Consider the following 14,218-nt stretch of genomic DNA (forward strand, 5'->3'; position numbering starts at 1 on the left):
GTTTTTTAGCCGGAATGAACCTTGAGATGTTCTCTTTTTCTTTAGAATCTTATTTTTAAATATGGGAAAAAACAACTCCGGAACCCGTCGGATTCAGCCAATTCTCTGGATATCCACATTATATTTTGCAATGGGAGTACCCTTTGTAACCATTAATGCGGTGTCGGGGATCATGTATAAGGATATGGGTGTTTCGGATTCACAGATCACATTCTGGACGGCTTTGATTATGTTTTCATGGACATTAAAGCCACTTTGGAGCCCTTTTCTGGAGATCTATAAAACTAAAAAATTCTTTGTTGTTTCTACCCAGTTTGCCATAGGAATTCTATTTGCTTTGGTTGCCTTAAGTCTGCCTTTGCACGACTTTTTCAAATACAGCATTGCTCTTTTTGCAGTAGTTGCATTTTGTGGAGCAACCCATGATGTAGTAGCAGACGGAACGTATATTGGTTTTCTGAGTAATAAGGAACAGGCTAAGTACATTGGTTGGCAGGGCGCATTTTACAACCTTGCCAAAATTATCAGTAGTGGAGCTTTGGTGTATGCTGCCGGAGTGTTGGAAAAAACAAAAGGAGTTACCCATGCCTGGATGATCATTATGGTGATCTATGCATTATTATTTTTTGCATTAGCGATATATCACTATTTCATTCTGCCAAAAGAAAATAAAGAAGAGCAGAAAGATGAAAAAACGGCAGGTAATGTCCGTAAAGAATTATTGGAAGTCATTACTTCCTTCTTTACCAAGAAGAAAATCCTGTGGTGTATTTTGTTCATTATCCTGTATCGTTTTGCAGAAGGTTTTGCAATAAAGATTGCTCCTTTATTTTTTAAAGCTCCAAGAACTTCAGGTGGATTAGGGTTGTCAACTTCAGATATCGGGCTTATTTATGGAACTTATGGTTCTGCGGCATTCATTCTAGGATCTGTTTTGGCTGGATATTTTATTTCAGCCCGCGGATTGAAAAAATCATTGATATGGCTGTGCTGTGCATTTAATATTCCGTTTGTGGTATATGCATTACTGGCTTATTATCAGCCGGTTGATCTTTTACCTGTAGGAATGGCTGTAGTGGTAGAATATTTTGGATATGGATTTGGTTTTGTGGGATTGATGCTCTATATGATGCAGCAGATTGCTCCCGGAAAACATAAAACAGCCCATTATGCCTTTGCCACAGGAATTATGAACCTTGGAGTAATGATACCGGGAATGTTCAGTGGGATGATTAGTGACTGGGTAGGATATAAAATATTCTTTATCTGGGTGCTGATCGCTACCATTCCTGCATTCCTTGTCACCCTGTTTGTTCCTTTCCCTTATTCAGAAAATCAGAAAGAAGGAATAATCAATTAATAAACAAATTTTAAATAAAAAAGTAAAAATACTTTATGACAGCTCAATCAGTAATGATCCCTTGGCAGGATCGCCCGGAAGGTTGTAATGATATTATGTGGAGGTTTTCCGAAAACCCGATCATTAACAGATATGCAATACCAACATCCAATAGTATATTCAATAGTGCGGTAATTCCTTTTGAAGATGGATTTGCAGGAGTATTCCGTTGCGATAATAAAGCTGTACAGATGAATATCTTTGCAGGGTTTAGTAAAGATGGAATCAATTGGGACATCAATCATGATCCTATTGAAATGCAGGCAGGAAATACCGATATGATTGAATCCGACTACAAATATGATCCGCGTGTTACCTTTATAGAAGACCGATACTGGATCACATGGTGTAACGGATACAATGGACCTACTATCGGAATTGGATATACTTTCGATTTTAAAGAATTTTTCCAGTGTGAAAATGCATTCCTCCCCTTCAACAGAAACGGAGTCCTTTTCCCGGAAAAAATCAATGGTAAATATGCGATGTTGAGCCGCCCAAGTGACAACGGACATACTCCTTTTGGAGATATTTATATCAGCTACAGCCCTGATATGAAATACTGGGGTGAGCACCGTTGTGTGATGAAAGTTACTCCTTTCGAAGACAGTGCGTGGCAGTGTACTAAGATTGGTGGCGGACCGGTTCCTATCAAGACAGAAGAAGGATGGTTATTGTTTTATCATGGAGTAATCAACACTTGTAGAGGATTCAGATATTCAATGGGAGCTGCTTTGCTTGATCTTGAAGATCCTACAAAAGTATTGTATAGGACAAAACCTTATTTATTGGCTCCGGCAGAGGTGTACGAATTAACAGGAGATGTACCGAATGTGGTTTTTCCTTGTGCAGCTTTAACGGAGGGAGATAAAGTAACAGTATATTATGGGGCAGCCGATACTGTAGTGGCAATTGCCTTTGGATATATCTCAGAAATTATTGATTTTATGAAAAAGAATTCAATCTAATCATTCTAAGATGAAAAAAATATGTTAACCGGCTTAATTTCTCTGCTTTTTGGGATCTTTGTAATGGTTTTCATATTTTTAAACAAACTTTTAAATTAAAAAATCTCTGATACTCTCTTATCATGAAAAAAGAATTGCTGATCTGTTTTTTTACATCTCTGATTTCCATAGCGAATGCCCAACAAAATAAGAATGACATTTTATCCTGGGTAGATCCGTTTATAGGGACAGGAGGACATGGACATACCTTTCCGGGGGCCACTACACCATTCGGAATGATTCAGCTGAGTCCGGATCAAAATACCAAAAGTGGAGATTGGGACTGGTGTTCCGGATACCACTACAGCAGTAAGACGATCATGGGATTCAGCCATAACCATCTGAGCGGAACAGGGTGGGCAGATCTTGGAGATATTCTGGTAATGCCAACTGTGGGACAGGTAAAAATGGTTCCCGGATCAGAAGATAAACCTGAAACCGGATATCGTTCAACATTCACTCATGATAAAGAAACTGCAGCTCCGGGGTACTATTCCGTAATGCTGGATAGCTATGGAGTGAAAGCAGAATTGACAGCCTCTCCAAGAGTAGGTTTTCATAAATATACCTTCCCGAAGACTGATGAAGCCAATATTATTATTGATCCTACCAATAAGATCTTCGGAAATATTTACCATACATTGGTAAGCGTAGAAGGTAATAACAAAATAAAAGGATATTGCTACAGTAATGGCTGGGGTGGAAAAAGATTTGCCTATTTCGTGATGGAGTTTTCCAAACCGTTTAAATCTTATGGAGTATATGCTGAAGGGAAAATAAAGAACAATGAAAAAATTGCGCTGGCAAAAGATGCCAAAGCCTTTGTAAGGTTTGCTACAGAAGATCAGGAAAGTATTGAAGTAAAAGTTTCTTTATCTCCGGTAAGCACAGAAAATGCACAGGAAAACTTTGATACAGAAGCGAATAATGTGGATTTTGCAAAAGCTAAAGAAACTGCACAAAAAACATGGCGGGATCTTATCGGAAGATTCCAGGTAACCGGGGGAACGGATAGCCAGAGAAAAATCTTCTATACAGGAGTTTATCATACATTTATTGCTCCGAATCTGTATATGGATGTTAACGGAGATTATGTAGCAGCCGAGGAAAATATGAATACGAAATGGTTTACGAATTACAGTACCTATTCATATTGGGATGGTTTCAGAGCTACTCATCCATTATTGACTATTATGGATCAAAAACATACCAAGGAATTTGCTAACTCTCTCATCAGCAGATATACTGACCGTAAAGATCATATGCCGATCTGGGAGCTATGCGGATATGATAATTTCTGTATGCTGGGTTATCACAGTGCCTCGGTAATCTGGGATGCTATTTCCAAAGGAGTACCTGGGATTGATGGTGAAAAAGCTTTTGCAGCCATGAAAGATGCTTCTCTGACGGATAAAATGAGCAGCAGTGATGGAGGCGGAGGGCTTAATGATTATATTAAGCTAGGATATACTCCTTCAGAAAATGGAGCTTCTGTCTCTGCAACATTAGAATATTCCTATGATGACTGGTGTATTCAGCAGTTGGCAGAAAAATTAGGAAAAAAAGAGGAAGCTGAAGTATACAGAAAACGCTCCATGAACTTCCTGAATACTTTCAATAAAGAAAATAACCATTTCTGGCCGAGACAAAAAAATGGAAAATTTCTGGCAGATTTTCCTCTTAATGACTGGAAAAAGCTTCAGCCACATTGGGTTTCCGGAAATATCTGGGCTTATGATTTCTTTGTTCCACATCAAATCGATGAAATGATGAATCTGTATGGCGGAAAGAAAGGATTTGAAGAAAAACTGGATAAAACATTTACTGAAAACCTTAAAATGGAAGGAGAGCAGCATGTTGATATTTCCGGATTCATCGGGTCTTTAGGATTTGGAGATGAGCCGGGACATCATGTTCCATACCTGTACAACTATGCAGGAAGTCCTTATAAGACACAAAAGATGGTAAAATACATCCGTGATAATATGTATGCTGCCAAACCTGATGGAATTGTGAATAATGAAGACTGTGGACAAATGTCAGCATGGTATATTTTCTCTTCATTAGGATTTTATCCTGTTACACCTGGAAAACCTGTTTATTCGATTGGAGCCCCTCAGTTCCCGAAAGCTTCATTACAATTGGAAAACGGAAAAACATTCACAGTGATTGCTGATAAAATATCAGATAAAAATATCTATGTACAGAAAATGTTCCTGAACGGAAAAGAGTACAAAAGCTGGGAACTGAACCATAGTGACATCATGAACGGTGGAGAGCTGAGATTTGTCATGGGAAGTAAGCCTGTAAAATAAGACTAATAAAAATAAACGAAACAAAAGTATCAATGGAAAGGAGAGATTTTATTAAAACAAGTGCACTGGCAGGAGCCGGATTGCTGTTTACTCAAAATGTTTTTGCAAAAACCCTGGCTACGGAAGGTTTTCCTGTTGTCCGTGTTCCTAAAAATAAAAGACATTTTACCAGTGAATCCGTAGAAAGTGCTATTGCAGCTTTTAAAAAGAAAGTAAACAATAAAGAGCTAAGCTGGCTTTTTGAAAACTGTTTTCCAAATACATTAGATACTACTGTTTTTTATAGTGAAAGCAACGGTACACCGGACACTTATGTGATTACGGGAGATATTGATGCGATGTGGCTTCGCGATAGTTCTGCACAGGTTTTTCCTTATCTGCAGTTCTCAAAGAAAGATGAAAAACTTCACAAGTTGATTTCAGGAGTAATCCATAAGCAAACAACTTTCATCCTGAAAGATCCTTATGCCAACGCATTTTATAATGATGACAAGAAGATAAGCAAATGGAAAGAGTATGACCACACCGATATGAAGCCGGGAACTCATGAAAGAAAATGGGAGATCGATTCATTGTGTTATCCTATTCGTTTGGCATATCATTTCTGGAAAACAACAGGAGATACAAAACCTTTTGATGCTAACTGGCTACAGGGAATTAAACTTACTTTGCAGACCTTTATAGAACAGCAGAGGAAAAAAGATTTAGGACCTTATAAATTTGAGCGTACAACATCCTGGGCAACTGACGGGGTTCCTATGGGCGGATATGGTTATCCAACAAAACCTGTAGGGCTTATCAGTTCTATGTTCCGTCCAAGTGATGATGCTACGATCTATGGATTCCTGATTCCTTCTAACTTATTTGCAGTAGTAAGTTTACGCCAGGCCGCAGAAATGGTGTCTCAGATTAAAAATGAAAAAACGTTGGCTCAACAACTGAACAGCCTGGCTGATGAGGTAGATGCAGCCATCAAAAAATACGGAATTTACAATCATCCTGAATTTGGAAAAATATATGCTTTTGAGGTGAATGGCTTTGGAAGTTATAACCTGATGGATGATGCCAATTGTCCAAGCCTGTTAGGATTACCTTATCTGGATGCGGTGAAAGCTGACGACGCTGTTTATCAGAACACGAGAAAATTCGTGTGGTCGGAAAATAACCCATTCTTCTTCAAAGGAAAGCTGGCAGAAGGGATAGGAGGTCCACATATCGGACTTGACATGATCTGGCCAATGAGTATCATTATGAAAGCGCTCACTACAAAAGATACAAGTGAGATCAGATGGTGCATCAATACCTTACAGAAAACGCACGGAGGGACAGGCTTTATGCATGAGTCCTTCCATAAAGACAATGACAAAAAATTCACCAGAGAATGGTTTGCATGGGCCAATACCTTATTTGGAGAATTGCTATGGAAAACCTTTAACGAAAACCCTGAGCTACTGACATAGCCCCATATTTTATACGGCTTATTTACTTAAGATGCTTTCCTCAAAAAGAAAGGATCAGGGGAATGCTATATAAAATTAAGACACCAAAACACCTTAAAAAAATTATACAATGAAAAAAAAATCCATCCTTACCGCACTGATGGCCATGGCGCTTCAGTCTGGTGCTTTTCTTCATGCACAACAGCTTAATCCTAAAGGAATATGCTATGTGGAAGTGAACAACAATAACCTCCTGAATGCAGGAGCATATAAACTGCAAACATCGAATAGTTACCTGTTCAATGTGGTCAATATTTTTGCGGCCAATATTAATTATGATACCAGCCGTGGAAGAGCCTATCTGTACTCTAATAATAATGTGACGAAGGTTCTTACCAATGCAGATACCTACATAAAGCCATTGCAGCAGAAAGGAATGAAAGTGGTCCTTACCATTCTGGGAAATCACCAGGGAGCAGGAATATGTAATTTTCCTACCCGTGAGGCAGCAAAAGACTTTGCATTACAATTAGCCAATACAGTAAATACTTATGGTCTGGATGGGATTGATTTTGATGATGAATATTCAGACTATGGAAATAATGGGACCGGGCAGCCTAATGACAGTTCCTTCGTAATGCTTGTTCAGGAACTAAGAGCATTACTTCCGGATAAGATCATTTCATTCTATTATTATGGAGATGCTGCTTCAAGACTTTCCTGGAACGGAGCCCGAGTAGGAGATAATATCAATTACAGCTGGAATGCGATGTACGGAACATTCTCCGCACCTAATGTTCCGCCTCTTACCAAAGCACAGATTTCTCCGGCAGCAGTATGGCTTGGGAATACTTCCAATTCTACTACCACCAGTCTGGCTACCCAAACAAAAAACGGGGGGTATGGATTATATCTTTGGTATGATCTTAAAGGAACCAATCAAACGTCACAACTTTCAGCAGGTACCCAGACATTATATGGTGAACCAACGGTTTTAAGCGGGACTTTACAATCATGGACCCAAGGAACCAATTGTGATGCTCCTATCGGATTATACACCAGCAATCTTACCGGAACAAGTGCGAAATTAAACTGGTCTACGGTAGGAACCAATACTTATGATATTGACTATAAACCAGCCTCGTCAACAACATGGACGAGTGCAGCTACAGCGGTTAACTCTAGTTCAATCACAGTTTCAGGACTAGCCGCTAATACCGAATACGATTGGAGAATCAGAACAAACTGTAGCGTAAAAAGTACATATATGTTTGCTCCAAGATTCAATAGCGGATCTGGAACAACGGCACCTACAGGTTCTTATGCTCTGTCTTTGGATGGAAGCACTGAATCCGGAGCAGCCGGAAATATGAACTTAAATGGTTCCACATTATCTTTCGAAGGCTGGATCAAACCTTCATCTTTTAAATCAGCATCCCCATACATCTCATCAATCATGGGAACGGAGGTAAGTGATAGCAATTCAGCGTTCTTGCGATTAGGAGATGCCAGCCTTGCCAATAATAAGCTTCAGTTTGTAATAAGTGTCAATAATGTACAGCAAAAACTAGCTTCTGCTACTGCTTTAAATGCCAATACATGGTATCATGTGGCAGCAACCTATGATGGAAGTACGATGAAACTTTATATCAATGGTGCTTTGGATGCAAGTAAAGCACAAACCGGAAATGTAAGTTCCAACGGAGCTTTCAATGTAGGATATTTATATAACACTTCCAGAAACTTCAACGGTAAAATAGATGAGGTCAGAGTTTGGAAACGTGCATTGAGCCAGACGGAAATCAGTCAGAATATGTGTAATGTATCTGTTCCTGCTTCTTCCCTTGCAGCCTACTGGAAGTTTAATGAAGGGAGTGGTTCTACCGTTCAGGATAGTTCAGGGAATGGTGTGACTCTAAGCTTGACAGGGGTAGATGCTTCCAACTGGGCAACTGATCTTCCATGTACGACAGGGACTTCAAAATTATCAAGTAATACAATAGTTCAAAGAGGGATCGGTTCAGGAGAAATCAAAAGTAGGAATCAGATAAAGTTGTATCCGAATCCTGTAAGCAAAGCTTCTTCATTTACGGTTTCAGTTCCTGATGAATACAACAAAGGAAAATTGACAATCTATGATTTTAACGGAAGAGTTGTAGGTACAAAATCTCTCAATGCCGGAGATAATCATTATGAATCCTCAGGACTTTCAACAGGAAATTACATCCTTCAGTTTGAATCTCAGAATGGAGGTAAAAAGCAGACCGAAAAATTAATAGTAAAATAATAAAATCAGTCATTGGGTCTCAGGCCCAATGGCTTTTTCTCATTTTAATAAAATTAATAGACTATGAAAAAAAAATCCTTTCTTATTCCCCTGATGGCCCTGATGCTTCAAGCCGGGTCTCAACTCAAAGCCCAACAGCTCAATCCCTTGGGAGTATGTTATGTGGAGGTAAATAACAATAACATGCTGAATGCAGGTTCTTATACTCTACAAACCACCAACAGGCAGCTTTTTGATGTTGCTATTATCTTCGCTGCCAATATCAACTATGATGTTTCTAAAAGCAGAGCGTATATCTCAAATAATAATAACGTTACCAAAGTATTAAATGATGTAAATACCTATGTAAAACCTTTACAACAAAAAGGAATTAAGGTATTGCTGGACCTTTTAGGAAATCATCAGGGAGCTGGGATCTCCAATTTTCCTAATCGTGAAGCCGCCAAAGACTTTGCTTTACAGGTAGCCCATACAGTATATACTTATGGTTTAGATGGGGTGGATCTGGATGATGAATACGCAGGATATGGAAATAATGGGACAGGACAGCCTAATAACAGTTCTTTTGTAATGTTGCTGCAGGAGCTTAAAGCTGCTATGCCTGATAAGCTGATTACATTCTATTATTATGGACCTGCAACTTCAAGACAAACTTATAATGGGGATTTAGCAGGAAATTATATCAACTATAGCTGGAACGCGATGTATGGAACTTATGTTGCTCCAAATGTTCCTCCTCTTGATAAATCAAAACTCTCTCCTGCGGCAATTTGGATACAAAATTCAAATCCACAGTCTACTTCAGCATCTACACTGGCATCTTTAGCTACCAGTACTAAAAATGACGGATATGGTGTATTTATGTGGTACGATTTAGGAGGAACCAATATGGCAAATTACCTAAGTACCGGTTCCAATATTCTTTATAATGAAGATACTCAATTAAGCGGACAATTGTATTCATGGAGCCAGGGCCAAACCTGTGATCCGCCATTAGGGTTGGATGTAAGTAATGTAACAGGAACTTCAGCTAAATTAAACTGGACTTCTAATGCTTCTCAAACCTATAATATTGATTATAAACCCGCCAATTCAACAACCTGGATCAATGTAGCAAGCAATTATTCAGGAGGTAATGTAGTCATCAATAATCTGACTATGAACACAGATTATGATTGGAGAATACAATCAAACTGCTCCCCAACACTAACCAGTACCTACCTTTTTGCTCCAAGATTCAATTCCGGAAACGGATGTGCAACACCTTCGGGAGTAGTGTCAGGAAGCTATCTTGGAAATTCTGCTCAATTGTCATGGGATGCCGGAACAGCATCTTCTTATACATTACAGTACAAAACAACAGCAGCCACGTCATGGTCTGAAGTTCAGAATATATCAACCAATACTTATTCACTGCAAAATCTTACTCCTAATACAAATTATGTATGGAAAGTACAGGCAGCATGTAATGGAGGAACAACAAGTACTTATTCAGGAGAAGGATCTTTCAATAGTGGCTTTGCACCTGTGGTAAGTCCTGGTCCAAGATCACTTTCCTTTAACGGAAGCACAAATTACCTGAATGCCGGACAATTTAATTTAAGTGGAAATGCAGTAACGATTGAAGGATGGGTAAAAGTAAATGCTTTTAAAACAGCTTTCCCTAATATTTCATCAGTGCTTGGCATTGAAGTGGGAGATAATAATTCTGCAATGCTTAGATTTGGAGACGGCAACCTGGCGAATAATAAACTTCAGTTTATATTGAGCTTTGGTTCCTCACAGACGAAAATCAATACCAATACAGCATTTAATACCAATACATGGTATCATGTGGCAGCAACGTATGATGGAACAGCGATGAAATTGTATGTCAACGGTAATCTTGATGCAACTACACCTGTTACAGGTAACTTTACCGCCAATGGTATTCTTTATTTAGCAAGAAATTATGATAATTCCCGTGCGCTTAATGGTGCTTTGGATGAATTCAGAGTGTGGAAGAGAGCATTAACAGCTCAGGAAATTATGAATAACAGCTGTAACGTGGCAGCGAACTCACAAGGCCTGGAGGCCAACTGGAAAATGGATGAAGGAAGTGGAGCTGGAGCTTTGGATGCTACTGCAAATACTCACTTTGCCACATTGGTGAATATGAGTGATACCAATTGGAAAACAGAGGTTCCCTGCAACGCTTCATTGTCTGTACGAGATCTTGAATCTGTAAAAGAAAACAATACCGTTTATCCGAATCCCGTTAAAAGAGGAAGTGATATTCATTTTACAGGTACCGATAGCTCCGGCGAAGTTTCATTCTATGATATTTCAGGGAAATTATTGAAGAAGCAGGAAATTAATCAAAATAATAATACAGTGAATACACAGGATTTAACCAGTGGTACTTATATTTACAAGATTACATCCTCAAAAAATAAAGTGGTATCATCAGGTAAAATCATCGTAAAATAAAAATCAGTTGATGAAGATTTTATCTGGAAAATAAAAAAGACTGTAAAGCAGGCAGACAAGCAGTATCTTGTTTGTCTGTTTTTTAAGTCAATAGAACAGCTTGAATTTAAAATAAAAAATGATGCAGAATATATTAGGAATCGATATTGGCGGCTCACATATTACATTGGCACAGGTAGATGCTGAAAAAAGAGAAATTATCACTTCAACGTATGTAAGAGAGCACGTTAATTCTTTTGATAATAAAGAAACCATTTTCTCAGCTTGGACTTCAGCTATTGAGAAAGCAGCCGATGATCTGGTGAAAGAAGATCTTTTGATTGGAATTGCTATGCCGGGTCCTTTCGACTATGAAAACGGAATCTCTCTAATGCAGCAAGGGAAATTTATTGATATATACCAGGTCAATATAAAAGAAGAACTGGCGAATAGATTATCCATTTCTTCAAAGCAGATTCATTTTGTAAATGATGCTGCTGCCTTTATGGAAGGAGAAGTATTTGGAGGCTGTGTTCAGGGTTTTAAAAGAGTTTTTGGAGTAACACTGGGTACAGGATTAGGAACCACATTTTACAACGGAGAATTTGCGACCGATGAAGACTTATGGGATTCACCATTTAAAGACTCAATAGGTGAAGATTACCTAGCTACACGCTGGTTTGTAAATAGGTATGAGAAACTTACCGGAGAGAAAATTTCAGGAACTAAAGATCTTTTGGATAAACCTTTAGAAATACAGCAAAAGATGTTTGATGAATATGCAGATTCTTTCTCCGATTTTATTGTAAAATATGTAGATCATTACAAACCGGAAGTTTTAGTTATAGGAGGAAATATCGCAAAAGCGTATCCTCATTTTGAGCAAAGATTTATTCAGAATCTAATAAAGAATAATATTAACTTGCAGGTTAAAATTTCGGCCATATTTGAAGATGCGGCCATTCTGGGAGCGGCCAGCTATGCATTAAAAAAGCTTATATAAATTAACAAACGAAACGATACAATGAAGTTTATTTTTTCTACTTGCTTTCTTTTATTACAGGCCCTAGTGTTTGGTCAGAATATATCTCCTGTAGATTATGTGAATCCATTGATGGGAACTCAATCCAAACCCTCATTATCCAACGGAAATACCTATCCGGCAGTTGGGCTTCCATGGGGGATGAATCTCTGGACGGCACAAACCGGAAAGATGGGTGACGGATGGGCCTACACTTACGATGCCGATAAAATAAAAGGATTCAAACAAACCCATCAACCCTCTCCCTGGATGAATGATTATGGCGCATTTTCCATCATGCCGGGAGTAGGAAAATTAAAATTTAAAGAAGACGACAGAGCAAGTTGGTTCAGTCATAAAGCTGAGGTTGCAACCCCTTATTTCTATAGTGTTTATTTAGCAGATATCAATGTAACTACAGAATTTACCCCTACGGAAAGAGCTTCTTTTTTCAAATTTGATTTCCCGAAAACAGATAGTGCGTATATAGTTATTGATGCCCTGAATAAAGGTTCATACATCAAAATAGTACCCAAAGAAAGAAAAATTCTGGGGTATACTACCCGATATTCCACAGGGAAATATGAAAATTTTAAAAACTATTTTGTCATCCAGTTCGATAAAGACTTTGAACTGACAAAAACATGGAAAGATGATAACTTGGTGAATGATAAGTTGGAGATTACCAGCGATCATACCGGAGCAATAGTTGGCTTTAAACTGAAAAATAAAGAAACCGTTTATGCAAAAGTTGCCTCTTCATTCATTAGTTTTGAGCAGGCTGAGCTTAATCTTAAAAGAGAAATCGGGAACAGAAATTTTGATCAGGTAAAGACCGATGCTAAAAATATCTGGAATACAACTTTAGGAAGAATAGAAGTAAAAGGAGGAACAGATCAACAGATGAGAACCTTTTATTCCTCATTATACAGAACTTTATTCTTTCCTCAAAAATTATACGAGATCGATGCTCAGAATAAAATAAAGCACTGGAGTCCTTACAACGGAAAAATTACAGACGGGAGAATGTTTGCAGGAACAGGATTCTGGGACACTTTCCGCGCTTTATATCCTTTTCTGAATCTGGTATATCCAAGCATCAATGTAGAAATGCAGGAAGGATTAGCCAATGCTTATAAAGAAGGAGGATTTTTACCAGAGTGGAGCAGTCCGGGATATTCTGATATTATGATCGGAAACAATTCCGCTTCCGTAGTAGCAGATGCGTATATCAAAGGACTTCGCGGCTTTGATGTGGAAACCCTTTGGCAGGCAGTAAAACATGGTGCCAACAATGAAGGTCCGATGAAAGCAGTAGGACGTGCAGGAGTAAAATATTACAATGAATTAGGTTATGTTCCTTATGATGTAAAAATTAATGAGAATGCAGCCAGAACATTAGAATACGCTTATGATGATTTTGCAATCTATCAATTAGGAAAGGCATTAGGAAAACCTGCCTCAGAAATTGATATTTACAAAAAAAGAGCGTATAATTACAAAAATCTGTTTGATAAGGAAACAGGATTGATGCGTGGTAAAAATAAAGACGGTAATTTTCAGAAACCTTTCAATCCTTTTAAATGGGGAGATGCTTTTACAGAAGGCAATAGCTGGCATTATACCTGGTCGGTTTTCCAGGATATCAATGGTCTTTCAGAACTAATGGGCGGTAAAAAGAAATTTGAAGCCAAGTTGGATGAGGTATTTTCTTTACCACCGGTTTTTGATGACAGCTATTATGGTGGAGTGATCCATGAGATCAGAGAAATGCAGATTATGAATATGGGGCAGTATGCTCACGGAAATCAGCCTATTCAGCACATGATCTATCTGTACAATTATGCCGGAGCACCTTATAAAACTCAATATTGGACGAGGCAGGTAATGAACAAATTGTATCAGGCTACTCCGGATGGTTATTGTGGAGACGAAGATAATGGGCAGACTTCCGCATGGTATATTTTCTCAGCATTAGGTTTTTATCCGGTAACACCGGCTACAGATCAATATGTGTTGGGCGCACCATTGTTTAAAGAAGCAACCATTCACCTGGAAAATGGCAAGAAAATTGAAATAAAAGCACCGGAAAATAATGCTGAAAATTTATATGTAAAATTATTGAACGTAAATCAGCAGCCTTATTCCAAAAATTGGTTAAGTCATAAAGAATTAATCAAAGGAGCGGTTTTAGACTTTAAAATGGATAGTAAACCGAATACTGACAGAGGAACGCAGGAAAAAGATTTCCCCTATTCAATGTCAAAAGAAGAGTCAGGTAAATAATTTTTAATTAAGAGAA

The 14,218-nt window shown here is 38.3% G+C and carries 8 protein-coding genes; all 8 read left to right on the forward strand.

Translation table 11 applies throughout. The features are described 5' to 3' along the window. Nucleotides 1–61: 61 nt before the first annotated feature. A complete protein-coding gene (locus EL260_RS02060) occupies nt 62–1,360 on the forward strand; it encodes an MFS transporter (RefSeq protein WP_123858632.1) in 1,299 nt (432 codons plus the stop codon). Between the two features lie 35 nt (nt 1,361–1,395). After that, nucleotides 1,396–2,367 (forward strand): glycoside hydrolase family 130 protein, encoded by a 972-nt coding sequence (locus EL260_RS02065; RefSeq protein ID WP_105683163.1) that lies wholly within the window; start codon nt 1,396–1,398, stop codon nt 2,365–2,367. A gap of 122 nt (nt 2,368–2,489) precedes the next feature. Continuing rightward, complete coding sequence (locus EL260_RS02070) at nt 2,490–4,721, forward strand: GH92 family glycosyl hydrolase (protein WP_123858633.1); 2,232 nt, start codon at nt 2,490–2,492, stop codon at nt 4,719–4,721. 32 nt (nt 4,722–4,753) lie between these two features. After that, nucleotides 4,754–6,181, forward strand: coding sequence for a glycoside hydrolase family 125 protein (locus tag EL260_RS02075; protein ID WP_123858634.1), 1,428 nt, complete (start codon nt 4,754–4,756; stop codon nt 6,179–6,181). A 109-nt stretch (nt 6,182–6,290) separates the two neighbouring features. Then, nucleotides 6,291–8,447 (forward strand): endo-beta-N-acetylglucosaminidase H, encoded by a 2,157-nt coding sequence (locus EL260_RS02080; protein WP_123858635.1) that lies wholly within the window; start codon nt 6,291–6,293, stop codon nt 8,445–8,447. A gap of 63 nt (nt 8,448–8,510) precedes the next feature. Continuing rightward, complete coding sequence (locus EL260_RS02085; RefSeq protein ID WP_123858636.1) at nt 8,511–10,916, forward strand: endo-beta-N-acetylglucosaminidase H; 2,406 nt, start codon at nt 8,511–8,513, stop codon at nt 10,914–10,916. 118 nt (nt 10,917–11,034) lie between these two features. Then, nucleotides 11,035–11,898 carry an ROK family protein gene (locus EL260_RS02090; protein ID WP_228445277.1) on the forward strand — a complete coding sequence of 288 codons (864 nt, stop codon included), beginning with the start codon at nt 11,035–11,037 and terminating at the stop codon, nt 11,896–11,898. Nucleotides 11,899–11,919: 21 nt separating this feature from the next. Continuing rightward, nucleotides 11,920–14,202: a GH92 family glycosyl hydrolase gene (locus EL260_RS02095; protein ID WP_123858637.1), complete on the forward strand. Its 2,283-nt coding sequence runs from the start codon at nt 11,920–11,922 to the stop codon at nt 14,200–14,202. Nucleotides 14,203–14,218 lie beyond the last annotated feature (16 nt).

The organism is Chryseobacterium nakagawai, from assembly GCF_900637665.1.
In the GTDB taxonomy this organism is placed as follows: domain Bacteria; phylum Bacteroidota; class Bacteroidia; order Flavobacteriales; family Weeksellaceae; genus Chryseobacterium; species Chryseobacterium nakagawai.

Coding starts and splice junctions, on each gene's coding strand:
- EL260_RS02060 (WP_123858632.1), top strand. CDS start 62: ATGGGAAAAAACAACTCCGGAACCCGTCGGATTCAGCCAATTCTCTGG.
- EL260_RS02065 (WP_105683163.1), top strand. CDS start 1,396: ATGACAGCTCAATCAGTAATGATCCCTTGGCAGGATCGCCCGGAAGGT.
- EL260_RS02070 (WP_123858633.1), top strand. CDS start 2,490: ATGAAAAAAGAATTGCTGATCTGTTTTTTTACATCTCTGATTTCCATA.
- EL260_RS02075 (WP_123858634.1), top strand. CDS start 4,754: ATGGAAAGGAGAGATTTTATTAAAACAAGTGCACTGGCAGGAGCCGGA.
- EL260_RS02080 (WP_123858635.1), top strand. CDS start 6,291: ATGAAAAAAAAATCCATCCTTACCGCACTGATGGCCATGGCGCTTCAG.
- EL260_RS02085 (WP_123858636.1), top strand. CDS start 8,511: ATGAAAAAAAAATCCTTTCTTATTCCCCTGATGGCCCTGATGCTTCAA.
- EL260_RS02090 (WP_228445277.1), top strand. CDS start 11,035: ATGATGCAGAATATATTAGGAATCGATATTGGCGGCTCACATATTACA.
- EL260_RS02095 (WP_123858637.1), top strand. CDS start 11,920: ATGAAGTTTATTTTTTCTACTTGCTTTCTTTTATTACAGGCCCTAGTG.